This is a genomic window from Spirillospora sp. CA-108201 (assembly GCF_050936235.1).
Classification (GTDB): Bacteria; Actinomycetota; Actinomycetes; order Streptosporangiales; family Streptosporangiaceae; genus Spirillospora.
On record NZ_JBNJNE010000001.1, the window covers coordinates 1,973,431 to 1,989,634 of the forward strand.

General features: G+C 72.7%; 12 protein-coding genes. All 12 read right to left on the reverse strand.

Features of this window, described 5'->3' with window-relative positions:
- Positions 1-13: 13 nt before the first annotated feature.
- Positions 14-700, reverse strand: a complete 687-nt coding sequence (locus ACQEU6_RS09790) for an NADPH-dependent F420 reductase (RefSeq protein ID WP_499330822.1) — start codon at positions 698-700, stop codon at positions 14-16.
- On the reverse strand, positions 697-1,167 hold the full coding sequence (locus tag ACQEU6_RS09795) for an acyl-CoA thioesterase (protein ID WP_499330824.1): 471 nt from the start codon (positions 1,165-1,167) through the stop codon (positions 697-699). The genes ACQEU6_RS09790 and ACQEU6_RS09795 overlap by 4 nt, the downstream gene beginning before the upstream one ends.
- Complete coding sequence (locus ACQEU6_RS09800) at positions 1,164-3,965, reverse strand: SDR family NAD(P)-dependent oxidoreductase (protein WP_499330826.1); 2,802 nt, start codon at positions 3,963-3,965, stop codon at positions 1,164-1,166. Before ACQEU6_RS09800 ends, ACQEU6_RS09795 begins: the two co-directional genes overlap by 4 nt.
- Positions 3,908-6,811 (reverse strand): beta-ketoacyl synthase N-terminal-like domain-containing protein, encoded by a 2,904-nt coding sequence (locus tag ACQEU6_RS09805; protein WP_499330828.1) that lies wholly within the window; start codon positions 6,809-6,811, stop codon positions 3,908-3,910. Before ACQEU6_RS09805 ends, ACQEU6_RS09800 begins: the two co-directional genes overlap by 58 nt.
- On the reverse strand, positions 6,808-7,818 hold the full coding sequence (locus ACQEU6_RS09810) for an enediyne biosynthesis protein UnbU (protein ID WP_499330830.1): 1,011 nt from the start codon (positions 7,816-7,818) through the stop codon (positions 6,808-6,810). Before ACQEU6_RS09810 ends, ACQEU6_RS09805 begins: the two co-directional genes overlap by 4 nt.
- Before the next feature lie 20 nt (positions 7,819-7,838).
- On the reverse strand, positions 7,839-9,782 hold the full coding sequence (locus tag ACQEU6_RS09815; protein WP_499330832.1) for an FG-GAP repeat domain-containing protein: 1,944 nt from the start codon (positions 9,780-9,782) through the stop codon (positions 7,839-7,841).
- Between the two features lie 4 nt (positions 9,783-9,786).
- The gene (locus ACQEU6_RS09820; protein ID WP_499330833.1) at positions 9,787-10,743 is read right to left on the reverse strand and encodes a DUF1702 family protein; all 957 of its coding nucleotides are present in this window, start codon (positions 10,741-10,743) and stop codon (positions 9,787-9,789) included.
- Between the two features lie 205 nt (positions 10,744-10,948).
- Positions 10,949-11,533 carry an LmbU family transcriptional regulator gene (locus ACQEU6_RS09825; protein ID WP_499330835.1) on the reverse strand — a complete coding sequence of 195 codons (585 nt, stop codon included), beginning with the start codon at positions 11,531-11,533 and terminating at the stop codon, positions 10,949-10,951.
- 580 nt (positions 11,534-12,113) lie between these two features.
- Entirely contained in the window at positions 12,114-12,485 is a 372-nt protein-coding gene (locus ACQEU6_RS09830) for a transposase (protein WP_499330837.1), read from the reverse strand.
- 602 nt (positions 12,486-13,087) lie between these two features.
- Positions 13,088-14,314 carry an ABC1 kinase family protein gene (locus tag ACQEU6_RS09835; protein WP_499330839.1) on the reverse strand — a complete coding sequence of 409 codons (1,227 nt, stop codon included), beginning with the start codon at positions 14,312-14,314 and terminating at the stop codon, positions 13,088-13,090.
- A gap of 58 nt (positions 14,315-14,372) precedes the next feature.
- Positions 14,373-15,104 (reverse strand): hypothetical protein, encoded by a 732-nt coding sequence (locus ACQEU6_RS09840; RefSeq protein WP_499330842.1) that lies wholly within the window; start codon positions 15,102-15,104, stop codon positions 14,373-14,375.
- Positions 15,105-15,482: 378 nt separating this feature from the next.
- The gene (locus ACQEU6_RS09845) at positions 15,483-16,133 is read right to left on the reverse strand and encodes a winged helix-turn-helix transcriptional regulator (protein ID WP_499330844.1); all 651 of its coding nucleotides are present in this window, start codon (positions 16,131-16,133) and stop codon (positions 15,483-15,485) included.
- Positions 16,134-16,204: the final 71 nt, after the last annotated feature.

A 16,204-nucleotide genomic window follows, 5' to 3' on the forward strand; every position in this document is an offset into this window, starting at 1 on the left:
CGCCTTTCCGAGGCTAGGACCTCGTCCAGGTGGCCTCGCATGCGGAGAGTCGAAGCAATCGGAAGCCTACGGCGTCGCCGAGCCCGGGCTGCTTCTCCAGGCGCATGAGCAGCTGCGCCAGGGCTTCGATCCAGCGGCTGCCGGGCAGGTCGCCCGCGTCGGCGACGTCGAGCCCGGCGGGCTCGATGATCGACCGGACCGCCTGTTTGGCGCGGGGGCTGTTCCCGGCGATCGGCACCGTCAGCGTGACGCCGCCGGTCGCGACACCGGCGAGCTGCCGCGCGGAGAGGCAGTTGAACGCCTTGACGACGGCGCCGCCGGGAAGCAGGCAGGCGATCAGCTCGGCGGCGGAGCCGTGGCCGCGGAGGTCGTGCCCGCACGGGTTGGACATGTCGATGATCGGCTTGCCGGTCACGTGGGCGCGGATGCGCGGGGCTATCTCGGCGTGGATGGCGTCCAGGGGGCTGGCCAGGGCCACGATGTCGGCCTCGCGGGCCACCCGCTCCAGGCTGCCGGCGCGGGCGCCCGGCAGCCGCTGGGCGAGGCCGGCGGCGGAGCGGCCGCCGCGGCTGGCCAGCAGCACCGTCCGCCGCTGCGCCGCGAACGTCTCCGCGAGCGCCGTGCCCATCCGTCCGCAGCCGACGATGCCGATGACCGGCGCGCGGACCCGTGCGCCGGCGGCGGGTTCGGAGAACCTCATCGCGGCGGCGTCTCCGCTCGCGGCCGGAGGGCCCCGTGCGGGTCCGGCGCGTAGGCGTCCAGCGCCGTCCGGAGCTCGTCCGGGACCTCGACGGGGGTCAGGCCGTCGTCCGCCCGCAGCGTGCAGGAGACGGTCTGCTCGCCGCGCGCCACCAGCCGCGCCGGCCCGTCGGTGACCCGGTAGTACTCGAAGCCCATGGTGATCTGGTGGAAGTCGATCCCGACGAGGGACATCCGCACGGAGACGGTGTCGAGCGCGAAGAGCTCGGAGAAGAACTCGCACGAGCACGACGAGGTGACGAGCGCGAGGTCGCCGTTCATGCGGGCCACGGTCTTCGGCGCCTTCTCCGCGAGGAACCGCTCCCGGCACGCCCCCTGCCAGGACAGGTAGTTCGTGAAGTAGACGTTCCCCACGAGATTGGTGTCGGCGAACGTGACGAGGTGCCGGTACTCGAAGTACGCCCTCACGACGCCCCCTTGACGGGGATCGCCAGCGCCACGGGCCCGGCTTCGCCCTCGACGGAAAGGACCACGGAGACGATGTCCGCTCCCCCGGCGTGGAGGACCACCCATCCGTTCTCGTAAACGCCCTGGACGGCGAGTCCCGGCGGGCCAGGCGGGCCGGACAGGCATGCGCCGACCGTCTGCAGGCGGGTCCGGACGTGCCGTTCCGGCTCACCGACGAGGCGGCCGAGCCGGTCGGCGAGACCGGTCCAGTGGGTGGGAGGTTCCGGCGCGGGGTCGGAGGTCCGCGCGCAGGCGACGGGCTCCCCCTCCACCAGGACGGCCCAGGGCCCCCCGTTCTCTCGGCGGCCGGAGGTGAGGTCGCGGTCCGGCCCGCCGGCCTCGACGGCCAACCGGATGTCGCGGTCCGGGAGCAGGGCGGTGAGGGTGCGCTGGAGGTAGGGCCCGACGAGCACCGGGTGCAGGGTCGTCACCGGCAGCGGGCCGACGTCGCGGAGACGGAGCCCGCTCCAGCTCACGACCGGCCGGCCGGAGTCGTCGCGCACGACGACGTCGTAGGTGTAGTCGGCGCCGGAGTGCTCCCGCTCGACGGCGGCGAGCGTCAGCTCGCCCTCCACCTCGCCGCCGCGGTGGACGGCGAACCGCGCGCACCCGACCGGCAGCAGCCGCCGGTGGGGGACGCACGCCTGGAGGACGTGGATCGAGGCGTCGTTGCGGGCGGGGTCACCGAACCGGAGCGCGGCCGGGAGGCCCTCCCCGAACCGCCAGGGCCTGTCGCCGTCCAGCACCGCCGTGCACGCGGTGGCCTCCAGGTGCGCGTAGCGGCGGAGCCTGCGGAAGCGCCCGCCGTGGAAGAACAGCGGCCCGTACATGTCGCCACCGGTGTGCGCCGGTATCCGCGCCGTCCCGGCCGGGTGGTCCGGAGGCTCCGCCTCCGCCGAGGTGACCGTCCCGGTGAAGTGATCGACGGCGAAGCCCGTCTCGTCGCTGCGCACCGCGATGTCCACGTCCCCGTCCTCGCGGACGAGCGCGCAGACCCGGACGGTGCGGGTCCCGTGCTCGGGGACGACCACGGGGCGGTCGAAGCGGGAGTCCACCACCCCCGCCGCGGGCCGGCCGGTCAGCGCGGCCGCCGCCTGGGCCATCGCCTCCAGCACGCACACCGCGGGCAGCACGGCCACGCCGTCGATGCGGTGGTCGTCGAGGTACGGGTCGTCCGCCAGGCTCAGCTCGGCCTCGGCCACCAGCTCGACGCCGGGGGTCCACGCGCGCACCCGCCGCAGGAAGCGGTGCCCGTCCGGGGCCGCCTCCCCCTCGCGGCCGAGCTGCGGCAGCCGCCCGCTGACCACCAGGGAGTGCGACGGCGGCGACGACTCGGCCGCCTGGGCGAGGAGCCCGGTCCCGCGGCCCGGGGGCACGGGCGCCACTCCGGCGCGGGCCAGGTCGTCCAGCACCTTGAGGCGCTCGCCCATGCCGACGCCCGACCAGACCGTCCAGTCGAGGTTGGCGACCCGGCAGTCCGGCAGGTCCCGGGCGAGGGTCCGGGCCAGCTCCCGCATGCGGCCGTTGGCCAGGGCGTAGTGCGCCTCCCCGGCAAGGCCGAAGCGGCCGATCACGGAGCCGAAGGTGAGGAGCAGCCGCAGGCCCTCCGCGTCGACGGCGTCCAGAAGCGCGCGGAGCCCGTGGTGCTTGGGCGCGGCGTGCTCGGCGTAGCCGGCGCCGATGTCGGCGAAGCGCGCCGGGCGGTTCAGGCCGCTGGCGTGGACCACTCCCCTGACCGGCCCGAACCGGTCGGCGATCGCGGCGACGCCGCGGCGGAGCGACTCCGCGTCGGTGACGTCCGCGGCCTGGTAGCAGAAGTCGACGCCGTCCTCCCGGAGCCGGGACAGGTTGGCGCGCAGCTCGGCGTCGGCGTCCGGCCCGCTGCGCCCGACCAGTCCCAGCCGCACCCCCCAGCGCCGCGCCAGGAAGTGCGCGCTCGCGAAGCCGATGCCCTTCCCGCCTCCGGTCACCAGGAGCACCTCTCCCGCGGACAGCGGGGGCGCGGCGGCGTCCGCCCTCCGTCCGGCGGGCGCGCCGGCGGCCCGGTACGCAGGGACGCCGGTGCGGCCCTCCTCGTCCACGACGATCTCGGCGTGGCCCCGCCACGACGCGGTGAGCAGGGCGCCGACCGCGTCCGCGGGAGCGCCGGCCGCGGCGCGGACCCAGCGGACCGGCAGGGAGGGGTACTCGGCGGCGATCGTGCCCACGAAGCCCGACGCCGTGTCCCCCGAGTCCACGACGGTGAAGGGCGCCTCGGCGTCCACCGCGAGACGCGCGGCTTCGATCATCGCGTCGACCGCGCGGTCGTCCGGGTTCTCGGGAAGGAACGCGACGACCGCGGGGCCCGCGTCCGCGGAGGAACCGGCCAGCCGGGGCTCGACGAGCGCGCGGAGCCGTCCGCCGCCGAAGACCTGCCAGGTGTGGGACGCGTGTCCGGCGTCCGGCTCGACCGGGCGGGTGAACTCGACCAGGACGCGATGCCATTCGCGGACGCCCTCCGGCGGTCCCTGCGAACCGGCCCCGCCCTCGGCCGCGGGCAGCTCCTCGATCGCCTGGACGAACGCGCCGACCGTGGCCTCGGCGAACAGCGGCGGGGCGGCCGGCACCGCCCGCCGGGTCCGCTCGGCGGCCTCGGCGGCGAGCTGGACGACGCGGAGGGAGTTGAGGTGGAGGTCGCCGAGGAGCCGGTCCCCGTCGCCGATCACATCGGGCGGCAGCTCCAGCGCGTCGGCGATGAGCCCGCGCACCACGGAGGGCACGTCGACGTCCGCTCCGGGCGGCGACTCCGCCGCGGGCGCCGCGGCGCCGCCCGTCGCGACGGGGGTCGCGACGGGGTCGCGACGGGCGGCGCGGCGCGGCCGGCCCGCCGGCCGCGGTCCTCGGCCGGGGCGCTCTCGCAGGGGTTGGCGAGGAACTCCGGCTCCCGCCAGAGGTCGAAGGGGCGGTGGAAGCGCTCCGCGAAGAGCACCGTGAGGTCGCGGACGGCGCCGACGGCGAACAGCGCGGCGGTGGCGTCCCCGAGGGCGGCGGCCGACCCGGCGCCCGCGTCGAGGGTGCGGACCGGAACGTCCGTGATCGACTGGGCCATCGCCGTGAGGGTGTGGCCGGGCCCGGCCTCGACGAGCAGGTCGCAGCCGGCGGCGAGGAGCTCCAGCGCCTGGCGGAACCGCACGGGCGCGGTGAGCTGCCGGGTGAGCAGCGCGCGGATGTCGTCGGCGGAGGTCAGCTCCCGGCCGGTGACCGTGGAGTACACGCGGTCGGAGAGGCCGGCCACCGCCAGGCCGGCGAGGTGGCGCGCGAGCACCGGCTCGGCGGCGGCGACCGCCGGGGAGTGGAAGGCGTGGCTGACCCGCAGCCGGCCGGCGGTGATCCCCTTCGCCCGGGCCCGCTTGACGACGCGGTCGACCTCGGTGAGGGGGCCGGCGACGACCTGGACCGCGCCGTTGTCGGCGGCGATCACCAGGTCGGCGTCGTCGATGAGCCCGGTGACCGTGCCGGCAGGCGCGGCGAGGGAGGCCATCCCGGTTCCCGCCTGGGAGGTGTCGGCCATGATGCGGCCCCGCCGGGTCACCAGGCGCAGGGCGTCCGGGCCGCCCAGCGCGCCGGCCCAGTGCAGCGCGGTGATCTCGCCGAGGCTGTGCCCGACCGCCGCGGCCGCCGCGACCCCGAGCCGGTCGAGCCAGCGCAGCGCCGCGGTGGAGGCGCGGAAGACGGCGGGCTGGGCCACGGCGGTGTCGATCGTGTCGATCGTGTCGTCGGCGAGCCCTTCCTCGAAGCACTCCCCCGCCTCGGGGAGGACCGCGCCGAGGGCTCCGGCGCGGTTCCGCACGGGCGCGCCCTGCCCCGGGAACAGCAGCCCGACGCGGCCCGGAGCGCCGCGGCCGACGTACACGCCGGGCCGGGCGGCGAACCCCTGGGCGCCGAGCCCGGCGAGCAGCTCGCCGGCCCGTCCCGCCCGCGCGGAGAACTCGGCGGGATCGCGCGCGACGATGGCCGCCCGCACCGGCGCGTCACCGTGCGCGCGTTCCGCGAGGGCGGCGGCCAGATCGGTGTGCTCGGCGAGCGACATCGTCCCCGCCCGCACCGCCACGCGGTCCAGGACGGCGGAGAGACCGGAGACCGTGTCGGCGGAGAGGGCGAAGACCTCGCAGTCGAGCGGCTCCCGCCCCGCCCGGCGGTCCCGGGCCGCCAGCCGCGGCGCGGCGCGGCGGACGCCGGCGGCCTCCAGGACGACGTGGGTGTTGATGCCGCCGAATCCCATCGCGCTGACGCCGGCCCGGAGCGGGGCGTCCGGCCAGGGCTCGGCCTCCCTGACGACCCGCAGCGGCGCGCCGGGCTCGCGCAGCAGCGGGTGCGGCTCGTCGCAGCCGGTGGTCGGCGGGATGACCTGGCGCCGCAGCGCCAGCACCGCCTTGATCAGCCCGGCGGCGCCGGCGGCGGCCTTCGTGTGCCCGATGTTGGCCTTGACGGATCCGAGCGCCGCCGGCCGCGGCCTCCGCAGCCCGTCGTGGATCTCGGTGAGGGCGTGCAGTTCGGTGCGGTCGCCGACCTCGGTCCCGGTGCCGTGGCCCTCGAACAGCGCCACGGTCTCCGGCCCGAAGCCCGCGCGCGCGTAGGCGCGCTCCAGGGCGAGCCGCTGGCCGGAGACGTCCGGCCGGGTCAGCCCGCCGTTCCCATCCGAGGACATCCCCCAGCCCCTGATCAGAGCGATCGGCCGCTGCCCCGCGGCGACCGCGTCCCCGGCGCGCATGAGGGCGACCATCGAGCAGCCCTCGCCGGGCAGGAAGCCGGTGGGCCGGGCGTCGTACACCCGCATCGCCGAGCCGGCCAGCGCGCCGAGCCGGGAGAACCCGACCAGCTCGAACGGGTCGAGGCTGAGGTCGACGCCGCCCGCGAGCGCGAAGTCGAGATCGCCGTCGCGCAGGTAGGTGCAGGCCGTGATGACGGCGAGCAGGGACGACGAGCAGGCGCCGTCGACCGTGTAGCCCGCGCCGCGGAAGTCGAGGTGGTTGCACACCCGGCCCGCGATGGCGTTGGCCAGTCCGCCGACGAGGCTCTCGTCGTTGGGTTCGGCGAACGGCTCCTTGTAGGTCTCCTCGACCTCCCGCAGGAGGTCGCCCAGCTCCTCGCCCTGCCAGCCGCGCGCGGCGAGGGCGGACACCAGGTTCCTGCGGACGTAGGGCCAGCGCAGCCGCATGAGCGCGGCGCGGCTGAACTCGCCCGTCAGGGTGTTCCCGAGGATCACCCCGGCGCGCCGCCGGTCCAGCCCGCGTCCCTCGGGGAAGCCGGCGGCGGCCAGCGTGTCGCCGGCGACGTCCAGGGCGAGCCAGTGCGCGAGGTCGGTCACCCGGTACGCCGGTCCGGGCACCCGGTAGCGCGAGCGGTCGAACGACCAGCCGTCGAGCACCGCCGCGTACCGCAGGTCGGTCGTGTCGGGCCCCCCTGCCGGGTCGCCGTAGTCGTCGAGGTCGAGGCGCTCGCGCGGGAGCGGCCGGAAGGCGCGCCGCCGCGCCAGCACCGTCTCCCACAACTGGTCCGGGGTGGAGGCGTCGGGGTGGCGGCATCCGAGGCCGACGACGGCGATCGCGTCGTTCGGGACGGTCACTTCGCCTCCTCACCGGTCGCCAGCATTCCCCCGCGGGCGGGGGCCGGCCGCGGTGCGGTCTTGCGCTCCGACCTGGGCTCGGTCTTGGGCTCCGCCACGGGCGCCGGCGGCGCGGTGGAGCGCTGCCGCACGTCCATGACCGCGAGAGCCGCGCCGCGCAGCACGCACACGATGACGAGCGCGAAGAACAGGCCGTACACCACGTGGATGTGCACCAGGAGCGCGTACACGACGGCGGTCGACGCGCCGAAGAGGAACTGGTTGCGCGGCCGCACCGGCGTGGTCCCCGGGTCAGTGATCATGTAGTTGGTGAACAGGACGAACGCCACGCCGCTCATCGCCAGCAGCGCGCTGAGCGTCGCCGTGCCCTCGATGGGGGTCCGGATCAGCGCCTGGAGCGCGAAGACGCCGACCCAGCCGAGGATCAGGGGCATCTTCTTGGTGAGCATCGCGTTCAGCATCGTCCCCGCGGCGAGGATGAGCGCCGGGATCGCCAGGTCGAGCGGTGTGCCGACCCACTCGGTGAACTGGTACGGAGGCGCGATCCCGACCCACGGGAACAGGACGAGGACGACCGCGATGCCGAGGTTGGAGGGGTTCAGCACGTGCCGCGGCCGTCCGTTGATCCGGACCCTGATCAGGTACTTCGAGGCGACGCCCACGATGACCGCGAAGACGACCGGGCCCAGCCGCGCGTTGGCGTAGAGGAGCATCGCGCAGGCCAGCGCGGTGATGTGGGCGGGCATCAGGAAGTTCATGAAGGCGACGGGCCCGCCCGCGTACTTGACCGGCCGCCGCGTCGCCCAGGCGTCCAGCGTCTCCAGCCCCAGCTCCAGCACGTACGCGACGGCCATCGCGGCGAGCGGGGTCGCCCAGGACGGCTCGAACCCGAGGACCGTGTGCCCGAGGATGTTGAAGACCGTGATCGAGATCGCGAACCGGCGCAGCGCGATGATCCGCGGATCCTTGGCGGGCCGCTCCGGGGCGGCGGGCGCCGGGCTGCTCATGGATTCCGTGTTCGCCGAGTTCACGAGGCCATCTCCCTGATCGAGCCGTCGGGGCCGAGCAGCATGCCGTGCCAGCCCGGAGTCGCCTGGACCTTGCCGGTGTGCCGGGTGCCGCAGGAGTCGCGCCAGGTGATCGTGACGGGGACGGGCGCCGCGGCCCCCTCCAGCGCGAACAGCAGTTCCGGCGAGGAGACGCCGGCATGGCCGTTGGCCGGATAGACCTGGCCCGTCCGCTGGCCCCTGGCTCCGGAGTCCAGGACGACCTTCGCGCCGATCGCCGGCACTCCGCCGGGGGCCGGCCCGGCCGCGGTGGAACCGCCCGGCCGCGCCCCGCATGCCCCGGGCGGGCGGAGGAGCCTCAGCCCGAGATAGGGCCGCTGCGCATTGCGGACGTTGCGATAGAAGTGCGACTGACCCCACTGGTTCGCCACGGCGAAGTCGAGCCGCCCGTCGTGGTCGACGTCGGAGAGCGCGATGCCCCGCGAGACTCCGCGGTCCCCGACGCCGAGCCGGCCGGCGACGTCGTGGTACCGGCCGTCCGAGCCGCGCACGAAGAACCGGTTGGGGTTGTTGCCGGAGATGTCATCGTTCTTCTGCACGTTGGGCCACAGGCGCGGGTGCGCCAGGACCTCGTCGTTGGACATCGCCAGCTCCTGCAGCTGGGCCCAGCGGTTGTCCTTCCCCTCGACGAATCCGGTGGCCTGGATGATCTGGTCGCGCCCTTCGCCCGCGAAGTCGCCGGCCTTGATGTCCCAGCCCCAGCCCGAGCGGGACAGCCCCAGCCGCTCGCTGTGATCGTCGTAGTACGCGCGCCCGTCGGACCCCACGACCTTCTTGCGGGTGCTCACCCAGGCGAAGTTGCTCTCCAGCAGCCCGTACTCCTGGGTGATGTTGCTGACCACGATGTCGGGCACGCCGTCGGCGTTGATGTCGGTGAACCCGACGCCCATGCCCTTGAAGGAGTCCCTGCCGAGCTGCATCGACTTGGGCGTGGTGAGGTGGCGCACGCCCTTGAGGAGGCGGAACTCGATCTTCCCCGGGCGCGACTCGTTGCGCAGCAGGCGGTCGGGGCCGAAGTCGTTGGCGAAGTACAGCTCCGGCAGGCCGTCGCCGTCGAGGTCCTGGGCGCCGGTCGCCAGCGTCCAGCCCTTGGCGACCTGGTCGGAGAACGGCCGGCGCTCCTCGTCGTAGACCGCCGAGGGACGGGCGCCGCCCACCGCGGACCGGAAGCGCAGGACCCGGTTGACGCCGCCGTTGTAGCCCGCCGACATCGAGCTCTGCATCTGCAGCTCGCTCTGGCTCGCCGTCGGGTCGAGGACCCGCGCCCGGTCCGGGAAGTAGTTCCCGACCACGATGTCGGTGTGGCCGTCACCGTCCAGGTCGGCGAGCGACACGGCGTTGGTGTTCCACACCTTGTACGGGCGCAGCAGCTCCTGCGGGGCGAACGCGTCGCTCCTGCCGAGCGCCGCCGGAGTGCGCAGGAAGATCACCGGCGAACGGCCCCAGTAGTAGACGAGGACGTCCATGCGGCCGTCCTCGTTGAAGTCGCCCGGCACGCAGCCCATCGGCGCCATCGTCCTGTCGTAGGGCAGGCCGTTCGGGAGCAGCCGCGTCGCCGGGAAGCGCGCCCCGGTGCCCGGCACGGGGCTCAGCGTGACGCTGTCGTCGCGCGGGTCGACCAGGCAGACGTCGTCGGCGCGGCCGCCGCCGTCGATGTCGGCGAGGGCCACCGCGGCGCCGACCGACGAGATCCAGTGGTCGATCCCCTTGTAGGCAGGGGCGACCACGCGTATGTCGCGCGGCGAGGCCGTGCCGTTCAGCGGCTGGTTCTGGAAGGCGAACCGGCTCGCCAGGCGGTCGTTCTCCGCCTGCGCGACCGACGGGAGCCGGGCGTTGTACCAGCCCGCCACGATGAGCAGCGCCGCGCAGATCGGGGCCAGCCACACCCGAATCCTTCTGGTCATGCCCTCACCCTTCATTGTGCTTCCGCCACGCCTGGCGCACCCTGGCGCGCCACACCTCGTAGCCCTCCGGGCCGCTGCCGCAGCGCTCGGCGGTCACCGCCGCCTCGTCCGTCCACGCCGCGGCGACCGCGGGAGCGGCTCCGGTCAGCGTCTCGATCGCGGCCGCCGACCGCTCCGGCACCTCCTGCGACACCACGTGCGCCTTCGCGGCGAACGCGGCGCCCTGGGCGATGTGCTCCTCGAAACCCGCGGCCCGGTCCAGCAGCTCGCCCAGCCGGTCCGGGGGCAGCGCGCCGGTGTACGCGGCGGCCAGCCCGATGCCCGCCCACACGTCCGACCGGCGTGCGGCCGGGAAGGCGCCGATCGTCTCGGCCACCCCGACCGGATCGCCGCCGGCGTAGAACCACAGCGCCCGGCCGACGCCCTGGTCACGAATTGTCCGCATATTTCCGCGTGCCGGTCTCTCGACCCAGTGCCGGACCAGCACCCGCTGGGACTTGAAGAAGGCCTGGTGGAACCCCCAGCCGTCCCACACCAGCCAGCGCAGCAGCGGCCGTCCGAAGCGAATGCCCGTCCACGGGTGCAGATGCGTGCGCGCGTACGCCCACCCGACTCCGACATGGATCAGGTGGATGTACCGCGCGCCCGGCCCTTCGGCCAGCGCGCGCACCCTGCGGCCTCCCGAGAGCGTGCCCAGGTCGACCAGGGCGACGCCCATGGCCGCGCCCTCGAAGGCGAACCCGCGCAGGTCGTGCGGCAGCGCCCCGAAGTCCAGGCTCGCCGGATCCGCGCCGAGAGCGGTATTGAAACCAGTAGCGAAGCTCTGCACCACGTCCGCCAGCCGGGCGCGAGCCAGCGGATCACCCGGCGGAAAGCCCAGGCGCTCGACGTCGAGGGTCTTGGGATCGATTTCCAGAAAGCCGCGCAACGGCGGCGTCAGCAGATTCCCTACAGCGGCCATTCCAACCCCACAGAGGCATTACCGACCGGTGGCGTTCAGCCAATGAGTTTCTTGCCGTTCTGGCGAGGACCGCCATGCCCTCGGGCCGATGCGGTCCACGGCGCCGCGCGGCCGAAAGATGGCCGACTGGCGCCCCATCGCCTACTGCGCAGTGCGCATGAGTGGCCTTACGCCCTTCTACTCATACACGCGCCCCGGCGAAAAGTCACGCCTCTTCTTCGTTCCCCGCAACCGCCCCGCCGGCCTGGCCCGCGGCCTGGTCGAGAATGACCACGATCCATTCCGCCAGGCTGAGCTCCATCGCTTCGGCGGCCTCCTGCCAGCGATGTTGCCGCTCAGCGAGCACATCGATGCGGACGGTAGCCTCATCGGGCTTCTTGTCCGCACCGCCGTTGCGGATTGCCCGCAGGCGCTTTCTGAGTTCTCTTCTCGTCCATCCGAGCTCTGCCGCCTGCTGCAGCCAGTGCTCCTGATCGGACGGCGGAAGCGCGGCCACCTCGGCGTGGTGCTGGAGGCTGAGTTGGTCCCGCCGGCGGGACCTCGGAATGCGGCGCGCGATCCAAGCGTAGTTCTTGAGGGTCTGGTAGTCGAGGGACGTGGCCTCGATGGCCATCCGGTACCGGTTCGGGTAATGCCGCTCCCCGTAGATGAGCCAGTCGCCGAGCCACCAGCGCGAGCAGTCCGAAATAAGGGATATCTGGCGTCCGATGCGCTGCCATGTCTCGAAGGGAAGCCGAGGGGGCAACTCCAAACCGCTTCGCCTCGGCCTCGCCGACTGGTCGAGCACCATTCTGGCCGCAGAGACACGGTTTGCCTCCTCAAGGGGGGATCGATGAGGCGATGTAAATTGATGCCCATTCTCGGAGCCGGACACGAATATCCTCCCGAACAGTCGCGAGACGCTGCGTTCTGCCGAATCAAGTCAAAGGCTGGAGAATAATCTGCCGAACGCGGCTTCTGCAGATCCCCTCGGCCGCGACGCATTTGAATTCCCCGGCAGACTTGATTTCGGCCCCCTCCGGTCGCCCACCACCGTCGGTCGCCCCCTTCGATCGCGCCTAACGCCCGTCGGCCGCCCACCTCCGATCGTCTCCAGCCGTCGGCGTGAGCAGCAATGATGGTCATCGTCAAGCTATTTCAGCACGTTGTCAATAGGGCGAATCGGTTATTAACGCGTTGCCGAGGTGATCTCATCGAGATGCATCTGGGACATTGACCTTTCAAGCGTGTCTCACGTGGAAGAGGTGAATTTCCTGTGGCGGCAGATGGCGGCACCACCGCCCGGCCACGCGGGCAGGTCGGTTCGCAGAAGAATCGGAGGTCTCGGCTCGGGAGGTTCGCCCCGCCCGCACGGCCGGTGCGGCCGCCGCTCAGACGGCCGTCCGCTCCGCGCGGACGGCGGCGGCCTCCACGATCGCCGACGCCCAGTCGAGCTGCCCGCGCGTCCCGGGCTCGGCCGGCACGGCGCGGTGCAGGCGCGCCCACAGCCCCGCCCTGGTCCACGCGGTGAAGCGCCGGTGGGCGGTCGGCACGCTCACCCCGAACTCTGCCGGCAGGTGCCGCCAGGCGCACCCGCTGGTCAGCACGTAGACGATCGCGGTGAAGACCATCCGGTCGTCCACCGGCGCCGTCCCACCGCCCTGCCGCCTCGGCGCGAACTCCGGGATCAGCGGGCCGACGGTCTCCCACAGCTCGTCCGGCACCAGCCGGGTCGCAAGGTCCGACATCACGGAACCGATCATGCCCTATCCGTCGAGACGATCCACATGAGACATGCTCTTAGTAATCTCCGACAGGCACGCCCGGGAAGCCCCGCTGACGCTTCGCGTCGGCCCGAACTGCGCGAAGCCACGCTATGAAGTTGTCCCACCACAAAAGATCAGCTCAATGGCGTTGGGCGCTGCGTGATCTCGCCCGTCGCGCCCATGCGCGAACTTTTCGGGGAGGACCTGCGGTTCGGGGCCCGGATCCCGCGCGGCCGGCGTCGGCGACGCGGCCCGCGCGGCGTCGAACGGGGCGCGGACCTGCCCCGGCACGCGGCGCCGGCGTCGGGCGGGACCGGGACGGCGGTGGGCCGCCGGCCCGCGGGGCGCCCCTCGAATTCTTCCTCGACCGGTGGTGAGGCCCGCCGGCGAGCCTCATACCGGCAGATATCCCACCGCATCACCAGAAGCGTGCCTCACCGGTTATCCTGTGACCCGCATAACCGCCGCGCATAAACTCGCCGAGATCACGTCGCGAGGCTTCTCTGCACGGCCGGGCACGGTCCCGCACGGCGGGCGCCGGGAGCCCTGCCGCGCGCCGTCGCGGGTGTTCGCCTCGCGTCCCCGCCGAGGCGAAAGACTCAGCCGGGCGTGCCGCTCGCCGCGAGGAGACCGTGCATCACGAAAGGCGCGGCCTCCAATTGGAAGTCCATCATCGGATGGTAGCGCTTGACCACACCCTGCAATGTGAGCAGGCAGAGCATGGGGAAGACGAATTCCGGCTCGGCGTAGAGGCGGTGTCTCCGCTGCAGATCGAACAGATCCAGGCAGAACGCGGGAAGATCGAAGTCTCGCGCGACCATACCGACATTTCGCTCTACAAGGTCTGCTATATCGGCACGAAATGCCGCGATGTCCGTCCCCGGTTCCGTGCGCCGCACCGTGGTCAGCAGGATGTCGGCGCACACCTCTCCGTCTCCCCGGATCATGCCGGCGAAGAACCCGGTGAACCTCTCCCTGGCCCCGGCGCTCATACGGAAGACCAGACCGGCGTCCAGGAGCACGACGGTGCCGTCGGGCTTGAAATAGGTGTTGCCCTGGTGCAGATCGATGTGGATGAAGCCCTCGACGAACAGCATCCGGTAGACGGCGTGCACCAGCGAGGTGATCTGCGCCTCGCGGACCCGCGCCGGGACGTCCTCGATCGAGCCGCGGTCGAGGCCCTCGATGAACTCCATCGTAATGACCCCGTCCCCGCTCAGCTCGGGGACGGTCCTCGGGACGACGACGCCCGGCACCTCGGCGAGGTCCTCGCGCAGCCGCCGCAGGTTCGCCGCCTCCGCGCCGAAGTCGAGCTGGGCCATGACGCAGTCGCCGACCTGCTCGACGATCTCCATGAACGGCACCCGCCGGAACGCCGGAAGCCGTGCGGCGACACCGGCGACGGCCCGCAGCACGGCCATGTCCGCCGCGATCGCGGCGCCCGCGCCGGGGCGGCGCACCTTCACCGCGACCACCCCGTCCCCGCGCTCCGCGCGGTACACGCAGGCGATCGAGCCGCCGGCCACCGACGGCCCGCCGACCGCCCGCACGAACTCGGGCGGTATCGGACCGAGCCCGGCGCGGATCGTCCGCAGCGCCTCCGCGGGGGCCATCGGCTCCACGCTGTCGTGCAGCCTGCCGAGCGCGGCCGCGACCGTCTCCCCCACGAGGTCCACCCGGGTTCCGAGAATCTGCCCCGCTTTCACGAAGGCCCCGCCGAGCCGTTCCATCAGACGCGCGAGCTCGGCGGCCAGCCGCGTTCCGCGCGTGCTCCCGGGCGAGGTCGCGGCGATGGCCGCCATGCGGACCGCGGCCGCTCCGCCCAACGCGCCTATCCGGAGCGTTCGCGTCGCCAGGGCGCGGGCACTGGCACGATCCACCATTTCAGGCCGCCTTTCCGGAAAGGCCGTGCTCCAGTGCCTCCCGGAGTCGTGCGGGTCCGGCGTCGAAGGCCTCCTGGGGGACGGGGACCGGCTCCCCGACGCGGCGGAAGTCCGTCCAGCCGCCGGTCCGCGTGCGCGAGGCCCTGACCCGCCGGGGCAGCCCGCCCACCTCCGGTCCGCCCATCTCCACGACCTCCCAGCGGCGGAACGGTTCCCGGAGGCGCTCGACGGCGCGCGCGACGACCATGCCGGTCTCCTGGTCGATCGCCTCCGTGACGGTGAGGCCCGGCGTGGTGACCGGCCCCAGATAGCAGCGGGGCTCGGCCCCCGGCCACCGGCTCCAGGACATGTCGACTTCGACGTTCTCGGGGGTGGAGCCCAATCGGGGATAACGCCAGGCCATGAGATCCAGATATCCGATGTCGGTCAGGGGAAGGCAGTCGAACAGGTAACGTTCGACCAGTCGCACCGAATTCTTCATCGTCGGTATATGCGTTTCCACTTCGCATTCACCGTGAGCGGAATTCTCGGTTATCCACACATGGCTTCCGGCGAGGATCTGCGGGAGAAGAACGAAAAGAGCGGTCACCGCCGACTGGTCGGCGAAACGGCGGCCGATCAGATAGCGCATGGGCCTTCGACCGATCGCCGCCTCGATGGCGAAGCCGTAGGATGTCAGGCCACCGGCGCTGAGGTTCGGACGGGCCGGCCTGGCCATGCGCGCATACTCCACTGACGGCACCTTCCCGATGACGACCGCGAAGAGCTCTTCGCATTTCGTCCTATCGGCGATCAGAATCGGCTTACGGTCTCATGTCGATGGCGATCACGTAGTGGGCTCATTACTCTGCGCCGAGTGCAACGTCTTCGTCATGTCGTCACGGAAATAGAGGCGCTCGCCGCCAGTAAAAGCTATCGCCGCGACGGCGTCAAGATAGGATGACCAAGTCCGGTGAGCGCGCCGGAGGGAGGCGACGGGAGATCCGCCGTAGAAGGCCACTCCGATGACCACGCCAGGGGCGTACGCGGTTTTACCGGCATGCGTGCGCGGCTATCGAGATCTGCCTTAGAAGGCCGGGAGCCGGCCGCCGGCGCCCGGGGGCGGGGGCCTTCAGGCCACCAGGCCGAGCAGGCGCGAGCAGCGGATGATCGCGTCCTCCTCGCCCTCCATGACGATGCGCTTGGTGAGCGTCGCCTCCAGCGGGTCCAGCCGCCCGGCGCCGATGTCGACGAAGGTCACCGCGTCCGTGTGGACGACGAGCGCCGGTTCGGTGGTGGCCTTCCCATGGGCGACCGCCACCTTGCCCTCGAACACGGTGATGTGGAACACGTCGTCGTCGATGCGGAACTCGTACTGCTCGTCGGGGCCGTCGACGGTCGGAGCCGCCATCGCCTCCACCGCGAGGACCGCCCACCGGGGACGCACGATGTACTCGGCCTTCGGCTCCGTGAGCACGCCGAGCCCCCAGCGCGCGAGCACGAGCACCGCCTCGCGCAGGCCCTCGCCCTGCTCCGTGAGCTCGTACACCCGGACCTTCGAGCCTTCGCGGGGCCGCTGCCGGATGATCCCGACCTCGGTGAGGAACTTCAACCGGTCGGCCAGCAGGTTGGTCCCGAGACCGGGCAGGTTGGCCAGCAGCTCGTTGTAGCGGCAGGGTCCGGTGAGCAGTTCCCGGATGATCAGCAGCGTCCAGCGCTCGCCGACGATGTCCAGCGCGCCGGCGAGGCCGCAGTACTGTCCGTAGTTCCGACGCTGATTCACGTGCCCGTACCGCCTCCCAGGTTCACTTTAGAAGTGTATACCCGGTTGGCCGCGCATCGCGGAACCTCGGC